The sequence below is a fragment of the Metallosphaera sp. D4-4 genome (assembly GCF_046245145.1).
GTDB lineage: Archaea > Thermoproteota > Thermoprotei_A > Sulfolobales > Sulfolobaceae > Metallosphaera > Metallosphaera sedula.
The window spans coordinates 1,182,689-1,208,188 of record NZ_CP176412.1; the positions used below are offsets into that span (position 1 = coordinate 1,182,689).

At 48.6% G+C, this 25,500-nt stretch carries 20 protein-coding genes; 4 read left to right on the top strand and 16 right to left on the bottom strand.

What is annotated here, in order from left to right; genetic code table 11:
- Positions 1 to 186 (top strand): hypothetical protein, encoded by a 186-nt coding sequence (locus ACI49J_RS06365; RefSeq protein WP_240254745.1) that lies wholly within the window; start codon positions 1 to 3, stop codon positions 184 to 186.
- Here ACI49J_RS06365 and ACI49J_RS06370 read toward each other — a convergent pair.
- The 10 genes from ACI49J_RS06370 to ACI49J_RS06415 all read right to left on the bottom strand — a co-directional run bounded on the left by ACI49J_RS06370 (position 161) and on the right by ACI49J_RS06415 (position 15,973).
- On the bottom strand, positions 161 to 2,254 hold the full coding sequence (locus ACI49J_RS06370; protein ID WP_240254744.1) for a hypothetical protein: 2,094 nt from the start codon (positions 2,252 to 2,254) through the stop codon (positions 161 to 163). The genes ACI49J_RS06365 and ACI49J_RS06370 overlap by 26 nt on opposite strands.
- Positions 2,251 to 5,562 carry a DEAD/DEAH box helicase gene (locus tag ACI49J_RS06375; protein ID WP_240254742.1) on the bottom strand — a complete coding sequence of 1,104 codons (3,312 nt, stop codon included), beginning with the start codon at positions 5,560 to 5,562 and terminating at the stop codon, positions 2,251 to 2,253. Before ACI49J_RS06375 ends, ACI49J_RS06370 begins: the two co-directional genes overlap by 4 nt.
- Positions 5,555 to 6,199: a hypothetical protein gene (locus tag ACI49J_RS06380; RefSeq protein ID WP_240254740.1), complete on the bottom strand. Its 645-nt coding sequence runs from the start codon at positions 6,197 to 6,199 to the stop codon at positions 5,555 to 5,557. Before ACI49J_RS06380 ends, ACI49J_RS06375 begins: the two co-directional genes overlap by 8 nt.
- 124 nt (positions 6,200 to 6,323) lie before the next feature.
- Entirely contained in the window at positions 6,324 to 9,533 is a 3,210-nt protein-coding gene (locus tag ACI49J_RS06385; RefSeq protein ID WP_240254738.1) for a helicase-related protein, read from the bottom strand.
- Between the two features lie 141 nt (positions 9,534 to 9,674).
- Positions 9,675 to 9,797, bottom strand: coding sequence for a hypothetical protein (locus tag ACI49J_RS06390; protein ID WP_275691950.1), 123 nt, complete (start codon positions 9,795 to 9,797; stop codon positions 9,675 to 9,677).
- 504 nt (positions 9,798 to 10,301) lie between these two features.
- Positions 10,302 to 11,135, bottom strand: a complete 834-nt coding sequence (locus ACI49J_RS06395) for an apolipoprotein A1/A4/E family protein (RefSeq protein ID WP_240254736.1) — start codon at positions 11,133 to 11,135, stop codon at positions 10,302 to 10,304.
- Positions 11,136 to 11,839: 704 nt separating this feature from the next.
- Positions 11,840 to 12,259, bottom strand: a complete 420-nt coding sequence (locus tag ACI49J_RS06400) for a hypothetical protein (RefSeq protein ID WP_240254734.1) — start codon at positions 12,257 to 12,259, stop codon at positions 11,840 to 11,842.
- 34 nt (positions 12,260 to 12,293) lie between these two features.
- Positions 12,294 to 12,560 carry a hypothetical protein gene (locus tag ACI49J_RS06405; protein WP_240254732.1) on the bottom strand — a complete coding sequence of 89 codons (267 nt, stop codon included), beginning with the start codon at positions 12,558 to 12,560 and terminating at the stop codon, positions 12,294 to 12,296.
- Positions 12,561 to 12,654: 94 nt separating this feature from the next.
- The gene (locus tag ACI49J_RS06410; RefSeq protein WP_240254731.1) at positions 12,655 to 15,513 is read right to left on the bottom strand and encodes a thermopsin; all 2,859 of its coding nucleotides are present in this window, start codon (positions 15,511 to 15,513) and stop codon (positions 12,655 to 12,657) included.
- 43 nt (positions 15,514 to 15,556) lie between these two features.
- The gene (locus tag ACI49J_RS06415) at positions 15,557 to 15,973 is read right to left on the bottom strand and encodes a universal stress protein (protein ID WP_240254730.1); all 417 of its coding nucleotides are present in this window, start codon (positions 15,971 to 15,973) and stop codon (positions 15,557 to 15,559) included.
- A 766-nt stretch (positions 15,974 to 16,739) separates the two neighbouring features.
- On the opposite strand from ACI49J_RS06415, the gene ACI49J_RS06420 reads away from it, so the two are divergent.
- Together ACI49J_RS06420 and ACI49J_RS06425 are read left to right on the top strand one after the other, a co-directional pair.
- Positions 16,740 to 17,246: a helix-turn-helix domain-containing protein gene (locus ACI49J_RS06420; RefSeq protein ID WP_342780733.1), complete on the top strand. Its 507-nt coding sequence runs from the start codon at positions 16,740 to 16,742 to the stop codon at positions 17,244 to 17,246.
- Position 17,247: 1 nt separating this feature from the next.
- Complete coding sequence (locus tag ACI49J_RS06425) at positions 17,248 to 17,691, top strand: hypothetical protein (RefSeq protein WP_240254728.1); 444 nt, start codon at positions 17,248 to 17,250, stop codon at positions 17,689 to 17,691.
- Between the two features lie 168 nt (positions 17,692 to 17,859).
- Here ACI49J_RS06425 and ACI49J_RS06430 read toward each other — a convergent pair whose 3' ends face one another.
- Positions 17,860 to 19,344: a class I adenylate-forming enzyme family protein gene (locus tag ACI49J_RS06430; RefSeq protein ID WP_240254727.1), complete on the bottom strand. Its 1,485-nt coding sequence runs from the start codon at positions 19,342 to 19,344 to the stop codon at positions 17,860 to 17,862.
- 90 nt (positions 19,345 to 19,434) lie between these two features.
- Here ACI49J_RS06430 and ACI49J_RS06435 point away from each other — a divergent pair, with 90 nt between their 5' ends.
- Positions 19,435 to 19,959: a hypothetical protein gene (locus ACI49J_RS06435; RefSeq protein ID WP_240254726.1), complete on the top strand. Its 525-nt coding sequence runs from the start codon at positions 19,435 to 19,437 to the stop codon at positions 19,957 to 19,959.
- Positions 19,960 to 20,068: 109 nt separating this feature from the next.
- On the opposite strand, the gene ACI49J_RS06440 is transcribed toward ACI49J_RS06435, so the two are convergent.
- From ACI49J_RS06440 to ACI49J_RS06460, 5 genes are all read right to left on the bottom strand, one after another.
- The gene (locus ACI49J_RS06440) at positions 20,069 to 21,382 is read right to left on the bottom strand and encodes an MFS transporter (RefSeq protein ID WP_240254724.1); all 1,314 of its coding nucleotides are present in this window, start codon (positions 21,380 to 21,382) and stop codon (positions 20,069 to 20,071) included.
- 140 nt (positions 21,383 to 21,522) lie between these two features.
- Positions 21,523 to 22,455, bottom strand: a complete 933-nt coding sequence (locus ACI49J_RS06445; protein ID WP_240254722.1) for a zinc metalloprotease HtpX — start codon at positions 22,453 to 22,455, stop codon at positions 21,523 to 21,525.
- A gap of 129 nt (positions 22,456 to 22,584) precedes the next feature.
- A complete protein-coding gene (locus ACI49J_RS06450; RefSeq protein ID WP_240254720.1) occupies positions 22,585 to 23,421 on the bottom strand; it encodes an undecaprenyl-diphosphate phosphatase in 837 nt (278 codons plus the stop codon).
- Positions 23,422 to 23,511: 90 nt separating this feature from the next.
- A complete protein-coding gene (locus tag ACI49J_RS06455) occupies positions 23,512 to 25,110 on the bottom strand; it encodes an alkaline phosphatase family protein (protein ID WP_240254719.1) in 1,599 nt (532 codons plus the stop codon).
- Positions 25,111 to 25,205: 95 nt separating this feature from the next.
- On the bottom strand, positions 25,206 to 25,499 hold the full coding sequence (locus ACI49J_RS06460) for a Zn-ribbon domain-containing OB-fold protein (RefSeq protein ID WP_240254718.1): 294 nt from the start codon (positions 25,497 to 25,499) through the stop codon (positions 25,206 to 25,208).
- Position 25,500: the final 1 nt, after the last annotated feature.

The following is a 25,500-nucleotide window of genomic DNA, read 5'->3' on the forward strand; positions in this document are numbered from 1 at the left end:
ATGGTCAAGTGTCCCTATTGCGGTTACGAGGGTGAATTCAAGGAGCTGAGGGCTCCCTGGAAGTTCAACTTCTACACCGTGAGGAGGTTCGAGTGCCCCAAGTGCCACAATCCCTTCCAGTACTACGAGGGCAGGACCAAGAACAAGGAGAGGGTTGAGTTCACGATAAGGATGAAGAGGACCTAATCTTCCCCAGTAGGTAACTTGCCCCCGCCCTAGATACCTTATACACCTGCTGGACGTCAACGTAAGTGCACCCCCTCTCTATCAGCACGCAGTTGTAGCAACCGTCAAAGCACTGGTGTAGCCTCCTCGGCCAAACGTACTGCGAGTATTTCCTCGCAAGGTTGAGGACTGCCTTGACCTCCGGCTGATTCCCCCTTGGAAGGTCCAGGGTCTTCCTGAGGCTCTCCGTGTTAAGGTAAATATACCTGTACATCTGCCTTGGGTAGTGGAAGTAGAGGTCACCCTGAGGTAACAACCTAGTCATTGCGCTGTCTAGTGCCCGGATCACCTTCCCGCTGGTGTAACCTGAGCCAACTCCTTCATTCGAGGAGACTAACGTTGAGTAGATATGCTCCAGCCTGGATCTCTCGGCGTTCCAGTAACTGGTACACCTATCCCCGCCGTCCTCATCAACGAGGATTGAGGATAGGGTTGATAGGAGAGAGTTAAGGTTTTTCCCCACTACCTGTTCGAAGTAGTCCGAGGTTAGGCTTCTCCTCAAGAATATCGTGAGCTGTCCCTTGATCTTCCTCCGCATCCAGTTCTCATATCTCACCACCCCGTCGTAGTTCCTCTGCCATACCGCGTTAGAGAACACGGTGATTATCTCGCCTAGACTCCTGGAATTAAGTCCTATCATGTCTTGGAGGCTCTTCATGAGTAGGTGGGATAGGCCGTGGAGGGACTTAACCAAGGCTGAGACCGCGACGGCCCTCTTAAACTCCTCAAGTAACTTTTCCTCCTCCTGAAGGTCGCTATCCATCAACTTCTTGGTGAGAGACTCAACCGCATGTTTTGTTATCTTCTTCACATCACAACTCTCCACGGCCTTCATCACGGTATCGCTCCTATCCACGAAATAGCTGAAAACGTCCCTCAATTTCCAGAACATGAAGCTGGTGTAGTAGAAGCTGTTGCTCCTGTTAGGGAATTCAAACTTCACGAGCTCCTCGATCTTCCTGTCTGGGTATGAGACCTTGTTCTTTCCAAACTTAGTTGAAATCATGTCGCTAACGGCCCACTCGAGGCCTAGCTTCTGAATGAACTGGAGGTGGTTGAGACTAGACTTTGACGCCTCACATATCTCGCGCAGGAATTGATCCACGTTGTTGTCCTCAAGTTCCACTTCTATCCTAAGGGCTCCCGCGTCCACGTAGATGTCGCTCGGCAACCTGGTGATGGGAGTCTTCTGCGACAGGAAGGTGTAGGGAACTATATGAGGGAACAGGAAGGGATACCTGAAAACTCCTCCCCTCCCCCTGAAGTAAATCTCCGACCCTACCATGATGTCCTCCACGGACAGCCCACCGGTCTTGATCCTTACCCTAAGTGGGGCGACGTTAACATCTAGGAGGACCTTCTCGTTGTTCAGCGACTCGGTGAAGCTAGAGGATAGATAGTAGGCGACTGACTTGGAACGAACCTCCACTGAGCTCCTCTTGGTGTCATAAGCTGTCCAAATCCCCTTGTGTTTAACCTCAGGGTAGTCCAGGGAAAGCTCCAATTGAAATTCCATGTTCGAGAGAACATCATCGAAGCGCTTCAGGGTTTCCCTGTTTGCGTAGATCATGCTCCACAAGTACTTCGCGGTTGAGGGATCTTCCTCCTTTCTATCTGACCTTAGGCTCACTAGGGCTAGGTCATGCTCCTTTTCTAGGGTGATCCCAATGAGAAGGTTATTGTAGGGGTTTCCTTGATAACTATATTTCCTTTTCTCAGACGGACTCTCTATCCTCGTTATAAATAGGATAGGTATGGCCTCCTTGGGATGACCCTTCCTCAACTCGTTTCCCAACCTCTCTAGGAAGGTCTCATCAAACTTGACGATGAACGATCCGTCAGGGGCAATCGGGCTATAACCTGGTATGTTCTCCTTTACACCCACCATTTCCATGAGGTCCTTATAGGATTTGCCACCTTTCTTCGTGAGGTTAGTTATCCTAGCCTGGAGTTTCTTGTCGTGCTTGTCCACCCAGAGTAGGCCTAGGTAAATTAACCTGTAGTTGAAGGTGGGGAAGACTATGGTCATCTTGATCGCCTCATGGGTATGTCCTTCAACAGGAGATCGGGCCTACTAACACTGTTCTCCTCCAGCCCTTCTCCCGTGAGAGTGAAGCTAATGGACTCCATAGACCTAATCGACGGATGGGGTACCTCAGGTTTAACCCAGTACGTCAAGAAGTGGAGGAAGTTTCTCTTGGCCTTCTTTGAGAAATACGAGTGAGGGTAGAAGAAACCGGCCAAGGCCTTTAGGTCGATCTTGAGGTTTTCGAGTTCCTTATCACCCTTCCTTGAGTTCACCATGTAGAAGGCGTTGAGGATCTTTGAGCTCGAGGTGACCAGCGTTGTTAGGTTTAATCGCTCATCCATCTCAACTACTTCTAGGGTTCTCTGTAGCGGGATTAGGCTGTTCCTGCAGAGATCGTCAACCTTACCCTTGCACCTGACCTCGATCTCGTTGATGATACGACGCATCAGCTCCCTTATTCTATCAACGTCAGCCGTAACCAAGTTGCCCTGCTCCACCTCAATGGTCGTGTTCCTGGAGTAGGTGTAAATCCTTGCGATCTGTTTCAGGTCCTCAATGATGTCCTCCGCTAGCCTTGAGGGATCTTTAACCAGGAGAGGCAACATGGAGTTGAGGAACTCCCTAGCCCTCTGCCTGAAATCTTCGCTACTTGAGATGTAATCCACGGTTTCCTCGATATCCTTTCCAAGGTTCCTTGAGAGGAAGCCCACAAGGGCAACGTAAGAGTAGGCCTTCACTACCTCGTCTCTGGTCTTCGAAAGCTTCGGCTTAAGGGTTATGGGGAAGAAGAGTCTCCTTATTGCGTAATACTCGTCAAAGAGGCTTATGTCATGGCTATGGGACCTGGCAACTAGAATCCCGAGCGATACCCTCAACACGTCGTCATTCCTCCCTCCTCTCCCAAACCTCTGAATAATGCTGTCCGAGGTTGAGGGGGCGCCATACTGAAGTATTATCCCAACGTTGGGGAGATCTATCCCAAGCTCCAGTGTAGAGGTTGAGAGAACTGTCCTCCACTTGTTTGAGGAAAGCACTTCCTCTCTCTTTATCCTCTCCTCCTTCTTTAGGTCTGCATTGTGATATACCATGTAAAAGAGCGATCTCTCCCCCATGAGTTGAAGTTCATCCTTTCCGCTAAGTCCCTTGTCCATGTCTTGGAGCACGTCAAGTAGGGTTTTCCCGTCCCTGAGTCTTGGGAGTCTGCCTGACTTAACGGCGTCAATCCAGTCCTTGGGATTGGAGATTGCCTTGAGCTGATCCTTGGTATAGTAGAGGTTGAGGACGCTATAGGTCGTGAAGGTCTTATCTAGAATCGAGTTCACCCTATTGAGTTCCTCGGCAATCAGCTTGGACCCCATGGTCCCCTGCCGAGTCCCATATCTGATAGGGCTAATCAGAGAGATATCCTCGTGGTACCTGTTATCCTCGAGTATTTTCTCAAGGAAGTCCTCGGCTATCCCCCTCTGCACGTTCTTGCTATCAACGAACATAATGGAATTTACTCCCTTGGGGAAGGCCCTCTGCATCCTCCTGAAGGTGCTGTCGGAGAAGAAGATTGTGTAGAGCGATGCTAACGTGAACAGGAGGCTGGCTGAGTAATCCGGTGCGGGGAAGATAAGCATGGGAACTATGATCTTCCTTTGCCTCTTCTCTCCAGGGCCCACCACGGTGTAGAAGTCAAGGAACTCCTTCCTGTCGTACAGGTTCCTCAGATTATGTAGTACAGCGTCCAGGAAGTCATCCACTGGTTTCGGAATACCTTGGCCGGACCCGGCTCTCCCTATTCCCTTGAAGCCTCCTACACCCCTGAGATCGAGGTTCTTGTCCAGTTCCGTACCCCAAAGGGTTGCTGATGAAAAGATCAGGTCAAGGTTAATCTTCGTTATGGTCTCCTTCACGTCCTCAATGGGCTTCTCGAGGGGTAGGCCCTTCTCCCTCTCTGTGAGGTAGAGAAGGATCTCCAGGATCGTGTAAAAGAAGTGGGTGCTATTCTCCGGGTCGGCGAAGGTATGCGCCTCGTCCACAACAATGACTGATAGGTTATCGAAGAGGTTCACTCTCTCGTCGTGGGATCGAAAGAGGTTAGTTGCGATCTGACTGTGATTGGTTAGGATTATGTCGTTCTGATATCCCTGATCCTTTACCTCGGTGAGCCAGTCAAGTGGCCTATCCCCGCACACGGGTTTTCCGTCCCGGTATACCATGGGACTACCATCGGGGCACTTCAGTCCCCTGAATGTCGGGGTAGTTTGCCTCCCGAGACTCCTTGTTGTAGATGGAGAGTCGCCATCATAGATGGCTAGGGTCATTGGGGAAATCCCCATGGCCTCCAGGAGAGGGTTCAACTCCATGAGGAAGTTCACTAACCTCTGCAGTTGTTCCCTAGCCAGGGTTTTCCTGGGGTAAATCAACATCGCCTTCCTCTTGTCCTTCTTGGCCTTGAAGGCGAGTAGCTTTAACACCGTGTACAGGAAGAAGATCGTGGTCTTACCGGCAGACGTTGGGGCCGAGATAACCCCTATCATAGGGTCATGCTTGGACAGGAAACTCCTCAGCATTTCGACCTGATATTTTGAAAGCATCCCTCCCTTAATGAAGGCCTGTGAGGCCCTTAGAACAGCGTCCACAATCCTGGTTGAGTCCGCGCCAGACAACTCCCCCACGAACTTGGTCATGAAGGGGGCAAGGTCCTTAAGCGGAACATTGTACTCGGTAATTCCCTCCTCAATGAATGGGAGGACGTAGGCCTCCATTACCCTTCCCTCACCGGGGTAAGGGCCCAAGTCTCTCATCACTCTCATGAGGTATCCATGATAGGTCATGAAACATTTTCCCCTGAGCTTGTCCTCGACCTTGAGGAGTTTCTCGCTCCCAGGTAATCTACGTATCTCGTCCCAGGCGTAGTTATACCTTACCAAACTGTTGAATTCCCTGCTTAGGCTTCTGATCTTGTTAACAGTCTGAATCCTCATCACGTGGGAGAGCTCCTCGCAGTCGTCCTCGTAGAGGAGTCCTTCCTCCACGAGTGCCTTCACGAGATCCTCAAGATCGCCACTTCTACCAAGGGTCTCGAGAACTTGCTTCACGTAGGAGTCCAGGCTTGACCCACCAAACCTCTGGTATGCCTTAACCAGGGAGTAGAGCAAGTCCATGGCACTGAGTCTCTCACTAAAGTCGTGAATTGTGACTGGATGGATTGAGACGTAGGTCTCGTTATCGAAATCGACGCAGTAATGCCCATGTCTTATGATGCAGAGTTCGGTCTTCAGGATCTCTTGGTAGGCAACCTCTAGGGGTAACCTATCCACGTCTCATCATCCTCGATCTAATGATGATGCAGTTCTGATTGTCGCACTTGAAGCAATGCTTTCCCATGACGAACGTCTTCCTCTTACTAGAGGTAAGTATGTGGTAGGCCCTCACATTCGATTCAACGGTCTCCGTGAGCCCATCCATGACGTTAAGGACCACGTACTGGCCAGGAGGGAGGTTCACTACCCCGCTCTTCACGGGAAGCATTCCAGGATCTGCATCGTCGTTGGTGTAGGCCAGGATAGGGACGATCTCCTTTCCTGGAAAGAGGGACTGCTTCATCATGATGTAGGCGTAAAAGAGGAGCTGGTTCCTGTCACCTAGGGATGCCCTCCCTAAGGGGAAGGACTTAACCTCGAAAAGGAGAACCGTGTCCTGGTTTTCACAGACAAGGTCTGCCTTCCCTCTCACCTTCATGCCCTGGGGGAAATCATGCTCTACCCCGAACTCCGCACTACACTTGAAACCTGAGGACTCAACCTCGCTGGCTAGCCTCCTGAGGAAGCTGTCGTGAAACCCGGTGGCGTTTTTCCAATGGCTCTTGGTGGAGGGAGTGGGTATGAACTCGGGGCACTCTATGACCTTATGGGATATGTCCTTGATCCCTCGGGTATCACGCTGTTGCTCCGACATATAAGAAAAAATACGAAATGAATATATAAGTTCAAGACTTGGGAGGTCATTACGTGACTAAGAGAAGTGAATCGTGATAAGAAATAGTGGAGCGATTCACGTATGGTCACAGGAGCTAGGTGGACTAACGCCTTGACTCCATGGGTTCGCAGACCCCACTGTCCCACAACCTTAACTCAAGTGACCTGAAGTCCTCCTCCCTTCCCAAGATCATATAGCCCACCCTGATTATCTCCCTCCTCTCACCATCAGATCTGCTCTTCAGTTTATCCCTCAGGCCATACTCCTTAACGAATTCCCTAAGACTATCAATGAGCTTGTTGGGGTCCTGTGACCTCTTGTAGGCGTTTAGGAAGGCCCTCAACTCATCCTCCCAAGGTGAGAGATTGAGTTTATCGAGAATCTCGTAAACGTCACCCACTGCGTCGACGTCAATCTTTCCGTCTGAGGCTAGCTTAACTATAAGGTCCTTTATCTCATACTTAGCGCTCCTTTTGTTCTCCTCTGCAGGCTTGGTTTCCCGATAGTTCATGAGGCTATTCACCCTCTTCTCTGCCAGCTCCTCGAGGGATTGCAGTATCTTAACGTCGAAGTTGTCCTTGGGGATTACCCCTTGCTCCTGCGGTGAAGATTTGGCCATGTCAAAGATTGCCATCACGTTGTTCTCCAACTCGAAACCCTTCGTCACAACGTCGTAGTATAGAAGAACCGGTTCCTCATTACCCTCGCCATACCTGACCTTAAACATGAAGATTACTCCTGGTCTAGTACTCATCTTCCACGCCCTCTTCCCCAAGGGGATGGACCTCCACTTAGTGAGGCCTTCCTCCTTGATGTTCTTCATCAGGTTTTCGTAAGGAGTATCCACGTAGTAGAGGTCACTCTCCTTCTCTATATTGTCGAGGACAGCCTTGTCCTTACCGATCCTCCTTATGTTCTCGATCATGGCGTTGAACTCCCTGGGATCGGCTTCCTCGCCAAGGATGGTCTCGTCTGTGCCAATGGTTTTAGATATGGTGTCTATCTTTTCCAAGAGCCTAGAGTAGAGTCGCAATAACTCCTCTAGTTCACGCTCAGGCATAAAGGCCCTGACGTGGACCACGTCCCACTGACTACCTATCCTGTCAACCCTCCCTACTCTCTGAACTAGTCTCACGGGGTTCCAGGGAAGATCGTAATTTATCACGTAATTGCAGTCCTGAAGATTTTGACCCTCGCTGATGACGTCTGTACTCACAAGGATATCTATGGGACGCGACTCCTGTACCCTATTCGATTTGGGGGAGAACCTCCTAATGATCTTGTCAACATCCCTCTCTCCGCCCACGAGGACCTCAACTTCCTTACTCGGATACCTTGACTTAAGAAATTCCTTTACGTACCTAGCAGTGTCCACGTACTGAGTGAAGATCAGGACCTTCTTTCCCTCAACCTCAAGTGCCCTGTCCTCCTCAAGTTGACGGTACAGTGTAAGGAGCTTCTTGTCCTTGTCCTGGGTGATCTTCTCGAGATGGGATATGACCTCATCTAGCCTTTGGACATCCTCGTCTATGTGTTGGATCATTAATTTCTTGTCATAATGAGCACCTAACTCCTTGGGCCTAGCCTTCATCTCCTCGTTTATTTTCCTGATCACGTCCGTGATCTCAATTTCATCATCCCCAAACTCCCTGAAGGCCTTCCTTATAGCGTCCTTATCTGGAACGAGATTCCTCTCTATCATGGACTTGGAACCTTTCAACAAGTCTCTCAGATCCTTGAGCGATCTCCTGAATGCTTCAACGGAGCTTTCGAACCTCTTGAGAAGTATTAATCTCTGGAGGTAAACCACGTTCTCGAGCCTCTCCACCTCCTCCTTGTCATTGAGTTGGTTATACCTCTCAATGTTGTAGGGAACCAGGTGAAGCTCCTCAATGAGGGAGTAAACCTTTCGGTAAAAGTTCTCGCCCAGGATATCCGTGAGGCTGTACTCTACCTTCTTGAGCTCCCTAGTTGGGAACTTTAGCTTCTCCCCGTTCAAGGTGAACTCGTTGTAATTCTCCTTGATGAATTGCCTAGACCTTCTTACCATGATCTCATCTAGGACCCTTTGAACTGATTTGAGGCCTTCGGCGAGCGTCTTCTCCTTTTCAGCGTTCACGAAGAAGTTCCTCAGGGATGGGATGCCGGCCCTGTGGAAGAAGGTATCATCTCCAGCAGTTATGAGATTCAACTGGTGGTAGAGATCCATGATACCGTTATTGATAGGGGTCGCGGTTAGTAGGATCACAATCTTCCCTTTCTTGGCTGAGATTATCTTGAGGAGGTTGGAGTATCTGTTGGTCCCGCTGTTCCTGAAGTTATGGCTCTCGTCCACGATAATTATGTCGTAATCAATGTAGTCCGTGACCTTGAAGTCACTCCTTCCCAGCTTCTCCATGTTGACGGTATCAACTCTTACCGTGAGCTGTTTCAAGGCATTTGATTCCCAGACGTTATCAATGACGTTCTTGGGGGCAATCACAAGGACTTTCCTCCCATACTTCCCGTAAAGTTCCTCTATGAGAGTCATGGCAATGTAGGTCTTTCCGAGCCCAGTCGAGTCGGCAATCATAACTCCTCCATATCTCTGGATGATCGAGAGCGCCATCCTTACCCCGTCCCTCTGGAACTCCGCGAGTTCGCGGTACTCCCTCCTCGTCTCATCCTGAACTAGCCTGTCCTTATAATACTCGTAAAGCATCTTCATGTACATCTCATAGGGGGTGAGGGGTTTCCCAAACTTCGAGGACTCGAGGAGGGAGATGATCTCCTGTTTTGAGTCCTGGGAATGCTCCCATATCTTCATGAACCAGTCGTGGACTATCTCCCTCATTGCGGGTTGATAGAGGAGCGTGTTCAGCTCGAGGTTGTCCATTAGGCCTGCCCTTGTGAGGTTGCTCGAGCCCACGATGACAACGTTATCGGTTATATATGCCTTTGCGTGGGTTGTCACGTCCCTCAAGGTCCTTACTTGGAAGTTGTCCCTCTTGATTAGCTCAATAAGTTGGTTTACCTGTTTCGTGCAGGAGAAGGTCAATCTTAGACCGTTCAACTCCTCCCTAAGGTCCCTATCCCCTGGAGATATTCCGTCTAACGGTGATGATGTTGAAGAGTCTTGGCTCATCCTTCCTAGAACTAGCTTGATTTCCTTCAACTTGGAGAGTTCTCCTAGAAGAAGGCTCAACCCGGTGACGTTAAAGTACCCCGAGACCGCCCAAAGCTTCGTTGAACTTGATAATGCGTCCTTAAGGCAATCCACCACCTTTACGGACTCATTATCGATGACGTCCCTGTTTTTGCAGTCTAGGACCATGGTATACGGTAATCCTGTTGTTATATATGCTTTAAGTTATGGTCCTTAAAGGTCTCCTTGATTAGCCCTCATCTGGAGCTATATGTGACGCGAGTTTTTACGTAGGATCAAAAAATGAGGAAAAAGACTGACTTGGAAAGATTAGTCTCTCTTCTCGACTACCGACACATCCTCAAGTTTAATCCCTGCACTCCTCAAAACTCTCATCATGCTCTCTTCGTCTGGAAATACTAGGTTTATTTCGCCTATTCTGACCCATATCATGAGATGTGACAGCGACGTTAAACTCGGGGACCTCGTCGAAACTTTTTCCGCGAGAGATTCAACAAAAGTTCAGATAAGCTTAGATAAACTCAAGGTAAAAATGCGTGTTGATCCCTCTCCCAATCGTATCTATCTCAGGATAGATGCTTTCATGAAAGTCTTGAGACCCTACCAATGATACCCTACTTATGGACCAGTAATGTTCAGGGACTATGAAGGAACACTTAATGTGTAAAGCACTGTGACCATCCATTCTGCGTTCGTCCACAAAGAGAAACTTTTACAGGAGAGAGTCACGCTGGAAATTCCCTTAAACTTCGGGACACTTACCTCGGAACCAATTACCAGGTACCAGGGGGTGAATTAATGTTGCAAATACTCCTTAAGATGGCTACCTTGATCAAGGTCTCACGAGAGGACCTATGTCAGTGACGAAAATGACGTACCACGCTTCAGATCACACCTTTGGCCCCTTGAGAGTTCTAGTTGCATCCCCTCTAGGACCTACTCTCCCTTCTTACTACTCAGGATCCTTATTAGCTCGTCAAATCTGGCGTTCATATCGCTTCGCAGATCATCGAGCCTCTTGTCGGTTTGAGTGAACCTGATGTCCATATCCTTCTTTAGCTCGTCAAGCTTCTTGTCAGTCCTAGCTTCGAATTCCTCGAACTTCTTGATCATATCGCTCTTAAATCCCTCCATTTCCCTTCTAGTATCGCTCTTGAACTCTTCGAATCTCTTGCCCATGTCGACCTTGAACTCCTCGAATCTCTTGTCCGTGTCGGCCTTGAACTCTTCGAATTTCTGGCCCATGTCAACCTTGAATTCCTCGAACCTTTTGTCCATTTGCTTGAACTGTACATCCACATACTCCTTCATCTTAACGAACTGTACATCCACGTAACCCTTGAGCTCCTCAAATCTATGGTCCATGTTCCCCTTTAGTTCCTCGAATCTCTTGTCCGTGTACTCTCTCGATTCCTTGAATTTACTCTCAGTGAACTGCCTTGACTCCTCAAACCTCTTGTCCATGTGGTCCCTCAAGACGTCGACCCTGCCATCCACGTGATCCCTGAGCGTGTCGAACCTCTTGTCCATGTAGTCTCTCATGGTATCAAACTTCTTATCCACATGGTCCCTCAATCCCTTCACGTCCTCCTTTACCTCCCTCATCTCCGTGGATAGATCGTCAATCCTCTTGTTTACGAGATAGGATAGTAAGACCTGGTAATCCTGCTCCGATAGCTTCCTTCCCTGTTTCGACTTGTCCAGGACACCCCTCACGTACTCCAGAACTAGATCCGACACCATTGATGATATGTCAGTGGCCATTCCCATCTACTTTTCTCCTTAACATAAATAAATCTTGGAGGTGGTCGAAACTACTCCCTTTGCATTTCGAGGAGGCCCGTTTCAGCTATTGGGCTATTCCGTCCCTCAACTATCTTTCTCCCTTCTAGAACTAAAGGACTTTCTGTTAACTTTCCCGTTCCCAAGGAGAATTCGCCTTTTGTGACAAGAAGATCCCCCTTTTTCATAAGAGAAATTAGCGCAATGGCTCTGAACCTGTCAAATTCTATTTTACAGTTCTACGCTTCTCTGTAAAACTTGATTTGACAGTCCTAGTTCGCGTTTTGGAAAAGAGGAACTTTGGTGGGGGGCGACTAAGGGTTGCGCCAAGTTCCTATTTCATTATGATCTCAGGGGTGTCTGAATTAATGATCTTTCCCAGTTAAAATCATTCGTAATAAATGTTAGGTAATCAAGTCCCACCTATTTGGTATGTAGTATCTGACTACTTGGTTCTAATTTAACGAATAGTTTCAATTTAGAGAATAACGTCGCTTTTAAGTGTGCAGGCCAAAGGTGTCAGTTCATGCTCATTGATGGTGTGGAGTGTTAGAAAATTGAGATCATTCTCAATCATTTTTATTCGTAGAATTGGCGTTAAGTGATCAAATACTCCACATTACTCCATATTCCTTGAATTTGAGTTAGCACGTGTGAAAATAGGGGGTGTGGACACAACTCCCTTAGAAGACCTAAAGCGGGATCACTGATCCAGCGGGGTAAAGTGTACCCCTCGGGAGAGCCCCTGGGCCCTGATGGAAGATTAGAAGGGAGATGTTGAACCAGCTACCGTTGTAAATCTGAACCTCGTTGAGATTTAGCGGTGTCTTGTTCTCCACCAGATAGACTCCGTTAAATCCAGCTATGATTGGCCCCCCGTGAATAAAGGTAGTGTTGCCAATCCTAACTTGCGAGAACTGGGAATAGTAAACTAGGTAAACGGTTGAGTTGACCACGTAGATCCCCTGTTGGAACAAGGGATAGGTTGTGTTAGAGGGAGTCACATTCGTGGAACTGGGATGTGATGGAGACAGGATATGTGCCTCTCTGAGTGCTCCAAAGCTAACCAAGCCTATGGCCAGTAATATGACGATGAGTACTGCGAGCTTCATAGGCTAGGTTTCTCAACTGAACTAATAATCCTTTTCATAACATGATCGGGTTAACTCCTCCCTTTAGAACCTTAAATGACAGTGGAGGAGTCAGAGATGAAATCATTTTCGGAAAATTTTCAAGAGATGAGACAGAGAAAGCTTCCTGACCTAGACCGTTATGAAAGCGCTCCGGGATTGAATTACGATGTATGGCACTGCCCGTGGATCCAGAGCTATTTCTCAACACGAGACAACTATCCCTTATGCTTGGATGCAGGTCTCCAACTATATCATCCCCTGATGGCTCTTTCACGTTCATGTGTAATCGTTGACATATAACCCGTTATATATAGTAAATTCTCCTGGACCAGAAGTTGTTCAAAAAAGGAGTTGTAATGAAACGAATGCAGTCATCAGGTACCGCGTCTTCTAAGTCCTATCGCCACTCCTATCACCACGATAGCTATCGCGGGAACTAGGTATACCGCATATCCGTAACCGACATTCACGTTAACTTGACTCGTGGACACAACCCCGAAGGAATCCCTCACCACTAGTGTTACGTTGTATTTACCCGGCGATAAGGACAGGTTAAGACTCGATTGATTCCCCACCCTCTCTCCGTTCAGCAACCAGGTATAGGAGTAAGGTGATACGCCTCCTCTCGTTAAGGCAGAAAGTATTGCATAACCGCCCACAAGGGAATTCCCCTCCTCGACTGAGATGTTTGCCTCTAGCCTTGGATACACCAAGATGTTAACGGTCCTATTCACGACGAACCCGACCGCGTCCTTGAGGGTGAGGGTGACCGTGTAGTTTCCAGGGGGTTCATGGAACACGAGGGTCTGAGATCCACCAAGTGAGGTTCCTAGCGTTGACCAGGACAGGGAGTAGGGAGGAGTTCCGCCTGAGACGTTCGCGAAAAGCAGAACTGGAATGTTAACCTCTGTAATCGAGGAGTTATACTCAACCTGAAGAGAGGGATCTGGATTTACCTGGAAGGTAATTAGTTTCGACGTCACGAATCCCGTGGAGTCCTTAACTGTGACATTAAAGGTGTAGTTTCCAGGCGGAGGAGATGCGCTCACCGTGAAGTTTGGGTTACTTGTGGTACTAGTCAAGACTCCAGGTATTGAGTACGAGACCTTGTAGGGAGGTGTACCTCCCTCGATGCTCACGTTGATGAGGTTAGCCTGTCCCTGGTCTAGCCTTGACAAGGCGGTCACGGAGATTGTGGGATCAGGATTCACCGTAACCACGAGGGTCTTGGAGACCGTGTAGTTCAGGCTGTCCCTCACGGTTGCTGAGAGAACGTAGATCCCAGGTGAGGTGAACGTGATGAAATTTCCTACGGGGGTACCATTAAGGTAAAGGGTAACGACGTAAGGTGGAGTACCACCACTCACGGTGTAGGTGACGTTCCCTCCCTCTCCCACGTCCAAGGTTAAGGGAAATCTCAACTGGATTGTTGGGTCAGGGTTCACAACCACGACCTCTTTCCCTGACGTGGAGGAGACGCCTTGCGAGTCGGTAACCGTAGCGTAAATTAGGTATGTGCCCGGAGTTAGGTTCAGGGTCATTTCGTCACCAGTCACAGTGTAGGTACTCCCATTCACGTGAAGCAACACAGTGTAAGGTGGAGTTCCACCGTTAACCTGGATCGTGACCCTGAGTGGTTGGCCGTAGTCCAGGATGGTTTGCGACGAAATTGTGATCACTGGCCCTACCCCAATAACGAAGTTAGTTGAGCCCGACACTCTCTGCCCAAGTCCGTCCTCAACAATCACGGTAAGATTATGTGAGCCCACGGTGAGAACGCCGAGATTAAGTTGAGTATCGAGCGTGGATCCACCCGTTATCGCCTTCACTAGTGTTCCGTCCAGGTAGAACCTATAGGTGTAGGGCCCCACACCATTAAACACCTGTACGCTCACGTTAACCACAACTGGAGCTCCCTGCTCTGCCCTCAACACGGCGAACGAGAAGTGGCCAAAGGGAGATCCCACGGGGTATAGGGGTTCGTAAAAGTTCTCTTGCCCCAAGGTGACCGTGGGTACCCCGTTCACTAGGGTTGTCTTGAGGTTATCCGCGGCCTCAGCCGTGTCCGCCCCATATCCGTAGAGCTCCTGGGGAGTCTCGTTAACCCCATTCACTACGTACATGAGAGAGAGCGTTGAGTTCATTGAGTTGAAGTTAGTGATCTCCCCACTCCCTCCCCCTCCGTACACGAGCTCGGCATCATACCTATTCCCGCTTCCAGTAGTGTTGAAGCCGTCCACCAACATGTATGCGCTCGTGACTCCGCTCTCGTGGATCGTCACGTTGTCGTACCAATTCATGGTGCCGTTATAGAACCCAAACATGACCTCAACGCCCTGAGGGACCACGTTGGTCCTCATTATGAGCTCTCCCTTGAAGGGTGTGGAATACCTGAAGGCAGAGATACCGTAAGCGTAGTAATACTCGATGTAGTTTCCTTCCCTGTAGGAGTAAACGTGTCCCTGTCCCGTCAAGGTGGAGTTTGAGAGAATTGAGGGGTAACTTGTGAAGTTCCACACGTTATCCACTACGCACATAGTGTCGTTATTTGTGAAGAACAAGGGAACGTCCTGAAGCCAGTACTGATATCCGCCGTGAACAGTGTTAACCTGAAGTACTACGTTAAGCTGAAGGGATGCTGAATAGGGAGAGATTCCGCTGGGAGGAGTTGAGTTGTAAGCTGATATTGAGTTCACGGTGAACTCTCCCACGACCTCGTTAAACTTCACGATGTAACCCTGTAGACCCTTGGAGGTATTCTTCACGCCGTAGTCCGCTATTCCCACAGGCGCAGGGAGAGTGGAGTGAACGGTGAAGGGGACCAGAGGTACTGCAGAATAGGAAAGGAACCCGTTTGCATTGAGGGAACCGTTATTCTCAACAACGACGTAATATTCACCCCCTGGAAGGGGACCAACGTTAAAGCTGATGTTGTTTCCGTAGGCCATAAACAGGGAGTTGAAGGATCCTGACTGGGTAAAGGCCTGATACTGGCTCGAGTTCATTACAAACAACAATACTGGGTTAGTAGAGTTCAGCGTTCCTGTAACGTTCTGACCCGTGTACACGGTACACCAAAAGCTCTCATAATACCGAGGGAGAAGGTAGAAGGAGGAGGATGGATCTCCGCGAAGATGCGAAGGTAACTCTGCGAGTGCGTGACCTGGCACCATTGGATTGTTAATCACGGGGATCAAGGATAGAACCAGCAGAGTAAGCACGAGAAACTTCATGAGGATTAGTATTGAGAACGTGATATAAACTTATTCCAAGTTCTCACTTCACGACTAGGACCGGCCTCTTGGTCCTCTCGGCAACCGACGAGCTAACGCTCCCGAGAAAAACCTTCTTAAGTCCCTTAAATCCCCTGGTACCTAGCACTATCAGGTCTGCGTCCTCCTCCTCAGCGAACTTCGAGATCACCTGATCAGGTGGACCCCTAGCCACCTTGAACTCCACGTCAATTCCGTGCTCGTGAGATATCCTCTTGATGTCCTCGGTGTGAGCCATTATCCTCTCCTTAATCTTGACGTGATCCTCCCTGTAATAGCCCTCGATCACGAAGTGGTCAGAGTCTATTGCCTCTACCGCAACCACCTTTGAGGAGTGGAGCTTAGCCAGTTGGATAGCGTGGAGCAACGCCTTCCTGGCTTGCTCCGATCCATCGTATCCAACTAGAAGCTTTTTATACAACGGGGTTCACTGCTATTCTCTACACTTCAAAGAATTTAAACTTTTCTATTAATTTCATTTAAAACGAACATTGTTTTACTTAAAAAATTATCAGTGATAAGGTAGAGTGTCCTTGGGTTTGTAAAATGGTTTTCAGTTTCTAGCGATTGTTTAGTTTCTACAAATTCTCGGAAGACATCCAGTCCTAGGGATGAGGTATGAAGGGCAAGTTGTCCCTATCTGCCTTGAAGTGAGTAGTTCATTAGGTAATTACAAGGATTCCATCACGGCCTTATACAACGATGAAAGGTTATCGAGTGCTCAACCTCATGTTGGACAGACCTGTCCAAGTGAGTTGCACATTACAAATTTTCTCAAGATGTCCAGCATAACTTGGTATAGTATACTATACCAAGTTATCGAGGACTTGGTATAGTACATTAAAACCATTTCAACACGGTCTCGCATATACCTCGTGAACGTTGAAGGCATCTGCCCCGTGAACATGAAAGAATAAGCATATCTCGCGAGGTCTAGGATGAATCCGTCCTTGATTAGACGAACCATGTGGAACCAAAATGTTCGATTAAAGATCAGAACGTATCTACCTCCTTCAGCTGAGATGGCTAACTGTAGTGTAAGGGTGGTCCTTTCACATTTCATTATAAGCAAAAATGAAAGTAGGTGTGTTTCCAGTGCTACTCAGTTATAATCTGATGGGTAAGATATTCCTCATCCTCACGTAGATAGAAAGATATATTTGGTTTAAACGTGTAATCTATTACACATGTCTGACAAAAGAACCCTTATGCCTGACAAAAGAATCTACGTGGAACTGTTCTCGGGCATGGTAAGCGAGGCCGATATTGTTAACATTCTAGGATACATTAAGGATGAGGCCTCGATCAAGGAACTCGAGGAGAAGAGTGGAATAAGCAGGAAAACGATATATAACTGGTTACATGGTAAGGTTGAGACGATATCCAAGGAAAGTAGGAGAAAGTTCCTAGAGGTGCTCCTGGATATCGCGGGGGTAGATGGGCTTCTCCACCTTGCGAGGAGTAAGAGAGTGGCTTACGTGAGACTGTTGGGGGCCCTTCTAGAGAACGGCGCCGATGTCTCTGAGCTTCAGGTCATTGTTCACGGAAGTATAATTACCAACAAGATTCCTAACATACAGGAAAACACTATCTATCTATTCGAGAGTAATCAAAATTCCGCCTTTGGCACCAATGAGGGTCTGTTATCACCCGAGCATCCTGAAGCTGTGGCAGTGATGCGATATCAAGGTTGAGGTGGTCTATCTGATTACTATTAAAAAGGAATTTGATTACAGGGTTAAGAGAATAGAACCTAATGTATACGAGATCGAACTACGGGATAAGGGAATCAAGGGAAGATTAGTCATCTATTCAATAGTGACCAACATCTATGAAAGGGAGGATCAGAGGGAAGAGTTAGAGGACAGGCTCCTGATTAAATACAATATCAGTGTAGGTTTTAGGAATCTCGGGGAGAGAAAACCCCCTGTAGGAACAGAGGAATCCAGTGTAGTGGATGTCCTGGATAAGTTGAAGGTTGTAAGTGAACCCTTTACTGAGTATGAGCTCGATAACGGAATGATTTTGAGAACCAAGTTCATTCCAACTCACATATACTTACACGGGGGCAAGAGAGACGAAGTCGGAGATCCAATATTCACTGTAAAGGGATCTATGCTTCTCTCACTAACTCATTGACAGAACAAAAGGGGATCTAACTGGGACAACACGTCCCGAGTAAAATGGAAAGCAGTATTTACAGCCACAGGGCATGGAAAAAAGGTAACAATGAATTCTTTTAACTGTTTCCAAAGTTTTTGTAGGTAATACCTTGACAAGTGGAGTGTGAGGGACAAGACTAAAAATCTAACTTGGGGACCTCTCCTCCTTGAAGGCTCTCCTCATAATCTTGCCTGAACCTGTCTTCGGAATCTCGTCCACAAGTCTGATCTCCCTGGGGACCTTGTATGGGGCTAGCCTTGTCCTACAGAACTCTTTAAGTTCCTCGAGGTTCAGTTTGGCTCCCGGTCTAGGTTTCACGAACGCTACTACCCGCTCTCCCCTGTACTCGTCCGGTAGACCCACGACGACTGCCTCGTCAACCCCAGGGTGAAGATGAAGAACCTCCTCCACCTCTCTCGGCATTACCTTGAAGCCTGAGGTAACTATGACGTCCTTCTTCCTGTCTATTACGTAAACCCAACCATCCCTTATCTCGCCAATGTCCCCTGTGTGAAGCCATCCGTCCTTGAACTCCTCCTGTTTCCAGTAACCCTTCACGACTTGAGGACCCCTCACCAGGAGCTCGCCGTCCTCCGACTTGATCTCTGTGTTGTACACCGGTATTCCAGAGCTCACTACACCCATTTCGTTAACCGGTAGCTCGCCTGAGTAGGGGTAAGGCCACAGCGTGGCCGGTGATGTGGTCTCCGTGAGGCCCCAGGCCATGTAGATCCAGGAACCTGTCAACCTTTTCCACTCCTCCTCGAGGGCTCGAGGCATTGGCATCCCGCCAGAGGACCATAACCTCATCGATGTTAGGTCTTCCCCAGAGTAGGAGTTGAGCATGGCCCTATACGCTGTGGCAACGCTCATGGTTACCGTGGTTCTCTCCTCTTGAACTGTCCTAAGTGCTGACCTGGGATCAAACCTGTAATTTGCCACTACCTGCGACCCAGCCATCACAGGCGTGGTCACGTGAAAGACTTGCCCAGTCACGTGGAAGAAGGGTGCAATCCCAAGTACCTTGTCCTGTTGCGTGAACTGGAACCATTTCACGTAGATGAGCGAGGAGGCGTAAAGGTTTGAGTGCGTAATTGGAACTCCCTTGGGCTTTCCCGTTGTCCCCGAGGTATACATTAGGACTGCAACTTCGTGAGGGGAGTAGTTCACCCAATCCCCTCTCCCCGACTTAAGGTTGAGTTCCTCTTCGCAATCCGGGATATTCCACCCCTCCACCTTGTGAAAGGTGTGGGGATTTGTCCTGATCACGGGTAGGTTTGAGGGAACATTGGACTCACACGACGCGATCACGAGCTTCGCCCCTGAGTCCCTTGCCAAGTAGTCCAGTTCAGCTTGGGTGTAACTGGGATTAACGGGCAACACAATCCCTCCCCTCCTCCACACTGCATACTCAGCGATGACGAACTGCGGTATGTTCTGGGTGGAGAGGATTACCACGTCTCCCCGGCCAATTTCCAGTTGGGAGGAAACGCTCTCCACCATTCCCCTCAGCTCAGGATAACTTATCCTGTTGCCAAGGAAGTTTATGGTCACGCCTTCCCCAGAGGACTCTAGGATATCGCTCTGGGTTCTAGGTGTGAGGTCAGGTAGAACTGGGCCTCTAATCATTGAGTCGTGAACTCCTCATGGCTTAAAAAGTGACCCTCTGAAAAGTTGAGTTTACCACTAGTTTAAGTTCTTTTACGTTAAATGAATCATATGGATAGGAAGTTCCTGTTTCAAGGTAACGTGATAAGCTTGATCGCATCCCTAGTGATACTTTACGGGCTGGTTCTCCTGGAGTTGAACGGGATTGGGTACGCCCTCTCCCCCACGTTTCTGGGGATAATGACCGTGGTCTGGGCAATGGCTATCCCCTCCTTTTTAAGTTATCATAGGAGCAAACTTCAGAAGCAATGGATAATGGACTATTTCGCAGTTTCAGCAATAGCAATAACCCTTGTTGGGTTAATACTTGCGTTCCTCCACAGTTTCCTGGGGATTGAGGTAATAGTAGCTGGTTACACTCTGGAGCCAATAGCTGGAATCTCCATTTACCTAACTGCAAATCAGATATCCAGGTTGTACTCGTCGCTTTTCTTCTGGGGTGCCGTGATGTTCACCGCAGGGCTTCCCATGTACCTCTTCCACGCTGGTGTAGTCTCCATTGTGGGGGACGTTGTGAAAATGGTTGGGATAATAATGTTGCTGACGAAGGGCAAGGTTACTACACCCTCAAGGTAACGTATAGATGCCTTTAGCGTGAGGCTACATACAGTAAGTATTCTGAAGGAGAAAACGTGAAGAGCTATCAGGATAAGGAAAATTAGATAAGAACAAAAAGGGAATTGATTCACACCTTCGTTCCTTCTACTTCCTCCGAAATTTCATCAACACTGATTCCCTTACCGGTTTCATACCCCTTCACGAACCATAGTATGGCTGCTACCATACCCACTGCCCACACCAGCCCGTTGAACAGAGTGTACTGGAAAATGCTGAAGTTACTTGTAAGGTAAATCGTGGGAATGTAAGCTCCAATGGATATGAACCTTGCTACCGCCGTTATTGTACCTCTCTTGAGGGTAGGCCAGATCTCGCTCTTGAGGGCATCTTCCGTAAGATAGGAGATCCCCACGAACACGTTTAGCAACACCAGTAGAGAGTAGAATAGGGTCAGACTCTTGCTCCACATGGGTATTGTCCCCATGATCAGAAACGTGAATCCCGTCGCCCCCACAAAGGAGATGAGGAGGAGTAGTTTCCTGCTCAGGGAGTCAGCGAACACGCCTATCACCAGTCCCACAAGCATCTCAGCTAGGTTGGTCACTAGTATGATCATGGCAGTCTGACTCGGAAAGTAGTAGGGCCCCAGGACGTAGGTCATGAGACCATAACCGATGGTGTTGGCAGCCGCAACCAGGATTACGACCAGGAGCTTAAACCACATGGGAAGCTTCTTAACCGTGATCTTTGGCCTCAATTCATCCTGCGATATTATCTTTATATCTCCGAAGTACTTCTTGATTTCCTTGTCCGCGTCTTCAAGTCTACCCTGTTTCTCGAGCCACCGTATGGACTCGGGAATCTTGAGCCTGGTGTACATCAGAACCACGAGGACTATGAGGACTGTGACACCTATCATGAGTCTCTGGAAAAACACCGATTGGTTCTGAACCAGGTAACCCACGAGACCTAGTACGAAACCTCCAACGTTAATGAAGTTGAGCTCTAGGAAGAAGGCCTTGCTCCTGTGTTTCCTGGGCATTATCTCGTGGGTCGCGACCATAATTGTGTTCATCTCACCCCCAGCGGCGAAGAGCATCATGGCAAGGAAAAGTAGGATTAGATAGTAGGTCCCGCTGAAAACCAATCCCACTGCGCCAACCCCGTACAGGGTCATGGTGATGTAGAACATGGTCTTCCTGCCAAGTCTATCGGAAAGGGGACCGGTCACCATAATCCCTATGATTAGCCATAGGGGTGCCCACGCCAGGAGAGTGCTCGTGAGGAACTTAGGAACGCTTACCCAGCCAGTTGCTATGGAGGCCATACCAAAAATGTAAGCCTCTAGGAAAAATCCGGCAGAGAAAGCTATGAAGGCGAAGGTATGAACCTTGGACCAGGAGAATTTGTCCAGGTTCCTACTGGGAAGATTTGGATCCATCGAGTCATAAGAACTGCTTATATTTTAAAGGTTTACGAACGTGATCTCTAAAAAGTTTAGAGGATATCGTATTACCACTAAACTGTTAGTAAGAACTCAAGGGAGCTTAAGTGATTGATCCTCTAGAAAGAGCGTGTGAATTAACCGCCTTCCCTGATTAGCCTATACAGCATCTGGACTCTCCTGGCCGGATGTGGATGTGTGGAAAGTATGTCCGTGAAGACGCTCACCTTCTTGTTGAGCCACTCCCTTACAACGAGGAGAGGTTCCTGGCTCTCGACCCTGACCGGGGCTGCCGTTACTATGATCCCAGTGAAGGGGTCCAGTCTAATTTTCTGCATGTATAACTCTATCTTTGCCAGAGCAGTGGCAAGGGCGCTCGATCCCTCACCCAGGACCTCATACGAGTTGTAGTCAGCATAGGATTCCCTCAGTCTATTGAACCATAGGACAAAGACCTGAAGAGTTAACGTGGCAACTAGCAGGATAAAACCAAGGGCCAAGGCAAGCAGGGCAAATAGGAGCTCAAATTCGTCTCCTGCTAAGAGTATTGCGAAAAACCCGAAGTTCATGAGGAGGGTGCTAATGTAACCTAGGGCGGTAGGTATCAAGCCTAGGGTCATCCCAATCTCCACGTCCCTATGTTTCAGGTGACCCACCTCATGGGCTATTACAGCCCTAAGTTCATTCACGTCTAAGATCTGAAGGAGAGGTATGGTTATTCCCACCCTTTTCCCGCTTACGCTATTTCCATAGGCGAAGGCGTTGGGATAGGGGGCATCCACGAGGAAAACCCTAGGTGGGGATACCCTTGACGCGAGCGCCACTTCCCTCACCATCTGTACTAACCAGCCATACTCTGGGTCGCTTGAATGAATCTCTATTCCTCCCCTTCCCACAAGGTAAGGTGAGATTAGCCATTGAAATAACCAAAACACGAAGAGGAGAGGGAAAACTAAGACGAGCGAGATCCTGAGGGCTGAGGATATAACCAGAAGGATGAGGGCCTCTGACACCACGGTGAGGACTAACGCAATCCCCATGCTGGTGAGGAGCCTTCCCTTAACGCTCATGGAATTAGATCATTACCTGAAATTAAAAGTTTAAGAGTTGAGGGGATTTCCTATCTCCTGATGAAATCTCTTAACCTCCAAAGTATGGAAGCAACATTATGAAAGTCTTAATCCTACTGATGAAATCTCTTAACCTCCAAAGATCGAGCTAAGTATCCCACTAAGGATCGCGAGCACTCCTAGGCTAAATACCAGGATGAGGACTCTACCTGATCTCGCGAACTTGAGGAGCGCGTCAATGAGAACCAAGCTAATTCCCGTGGCAACTATCATGGATACGGCAAGTCCTGTCACATTTATGAGGTGGACGGCTTGCACTACCTCAGCCTTACTAAATATCACGGTGACACCTATTGCTCCGAGGGCCGCCGGAATCAAGGAAAGGAAGGAGAGCCTGAACGCCTCCTCTGGTTTTACCCCTAGGAGGATCATGGCTGAGGTGGTCATCCCAGATCTGCTAACTCCCGGGAGCGCAGCCAACCCCTGAGCTATCCCCACGATCACCATGTCCTTCCACGTGAGTTCATTCAACCCTCTTCTGGGAACATATCTCTTCCTTGTTAAGTAGATCACTATTCCATCCAAGACTAGGATTACCCCAAGGACAGTCATGGGAATTCCCACGACCGCAGACGTGACCAAGTTTATCACGAAAAGGTAAAGCGGAACACCGATGATCCCCGTTATCAGCGTAATGACTACGACGAACTTGAGCAACTTGACGTCCTGCGATGTTCCCCTACCCACCAGGGCCTTCACCAGCCTAACTATCTCTCGCCTGAAGTATATCACCGCAGCGAAAATGGTTCCAATCTCCATGAAGAGGCCGAAGGCATATGCCAGGGAGAAGGGTAAGCCCAGGAGAAAGGTTGAGGCTATCAAGACCTGGGTTTTACTACTAATGGGCAACCACTCACTGATTCCTTGAACTAGACCGAGAACTATACCAACTAAGACGTAGTTCATGCGCGGTAAGACGTGTTCAGAAAAATAGGGTTTGCACATATAGAATTAGTAAAAAATATAGTTCTACATAGACTCGATACTCTATATATTTCACTTACGCCTCTCCAGGAGTACTCCCACGGCTATGATGACGAGGAGGACTGGAATCCACAGGAGGAGGGTTGGGAAACCAGCCGAGGAGCCCGTGGCTTCCTGAACACCACCCTGCACCACGTTGCCCTCAAGGAAGTACTGCGGGGGCGTGTAGTTGCCCATCTGCTTATCGTGGTAGATCGCGTTGTAGATGCTGTAGTTGTTGTTAATGGTTGCCACGTAGCCGTAATGGACTGGGTATTGTAGGGGAACCGGGTAACTCCAGTTCTCAGGGGTCAGGACTAGGGGAGGCCTTGGGGCAGTGAAGTTAAGCTCGTAAAGGATTGACTCTGGTCCAAACTCCTTCACTATGGGGTTCAGGTAGGGAAGATGCCAGTTGTAGTCAATGAAGGCAAGGATTGAGTAGCCCGAAGCGGTGTAGTTGTCCACGAATCCCTCCTTAGAGTAGGGCGAAATCATTAGGAGGGGGATCCTCTGCCCAAGGGTAAAGTAACCTGGTAATATCTTGGATATTGTTGGGGTATTGGCGAGACCGAACCCATTAACTATTGGTGGAGGGACTGGATCGTAGTATCCTCCGCCTTCGTCGAAGGTGATGAAAATCACGGTGGAGTTCCAGTCTGGTCCCGTCATCACGGCGTTGATCACTGTGGAGAGCATGAGCATAGCGAGTGTGGTGTTGTAAGGAGGATGCATATCGTAACCGGGCACGTGATCATCATACCCCATGGGTCCTGTGAACATGACGTATGAGACTGAGGGAAGAGAGCCGTTTCCAGCCTCAGCTAGAAAGTCTGAAAGGTCGTGATAGTGGGAGTTCCACTGGTTTGCTCCCTTCAAGAGGCTAACGGGTAGGGGTGCCGTGTTGTTATATCCAAGGTAGAGATCCGGTGACAGTAGCTGAAAGTCCTTGGAGTAGCCGTACTCGTACCAGCCCCAACTTACGTTGTTCTCCGTGAGCTGATAGAGGATGGAGTCGTTAAGAGGTATTAACCCAAATTGAGGGGCGTCGGTCTCAACCTGAGTGGGAAAACCTGTTATGTACGCAATCCTGTTGGGTACAGTCACGGATAGGGTAGGAGAGAAGTAGTTGTCAAAGAGCACGTACTCCTCGGCGTAATCCCAAAGGAGCGGTACCTGTTCGTATGAGACGTAAGCCAGTGACTGAGGGCCAGATCCGTTCACGAAGCCGTTCATTTGCCCCCAATTCCAGTCCTCATGATAGTTGGTGTAACCTTCCTTGGGATCCACCAGGACAGTTGAATTGGCGTAATAGGGGTGAAGGTAGCCCTTTCCGGCGGGAACTGAGATCCAGGTTACGTTTCCGTGAGCCTGAGATAAGGCGTTAAGGAGGGACAAGTTGTAAATGTAATTCACGGGCCTCATCACCGACATGGTGATATTGTTCACGATCACGGGGTATCCAAAGGGATAAGTGCCGTAGATGCTGTCGAAAGCATGGTTCTCAAGTTCTATGAATATGACGTGTTTTATTGGTGTGGTCGTCCCTTGAGTCGCTCCCGAGTTCACCACTGAAAGAAAAGAGAACGCAGAGAGAAGCATGAGAAATATCCCGATCCAAGTTAGAGCCTTCATGTACTCAACTTTTTACTTGAAAATATAATCATTTTCTATATAAAAATAGAGTAACATATAGACTACGTAGTACTATATAGTTGTGCGGGGGTTGTTCATCCCTTGACGAACTCTGGCCTTCCCTTTCCCGGAACAGCTACAACCCTATCGCCTATCCTCACCTTTTCCCTAACGTTGGCGTATAGCCTAAATCCCTCTTCCATCTCAACTATGGCGTAAATTCCTCCCTGGAATTCCGTGTAGGAGAAGATCACTCCCCTCCCCGAGCTAAGTCTGGACTCCAGTTTGCCCCCATGACATCTAGGGCATCTATCCCTGGGGTAAAAGAAGTTATATCCGCACTCGAGGCAGTGAAGATATGGGATCTTGCCCTCCTTGAAGCTCTCCATC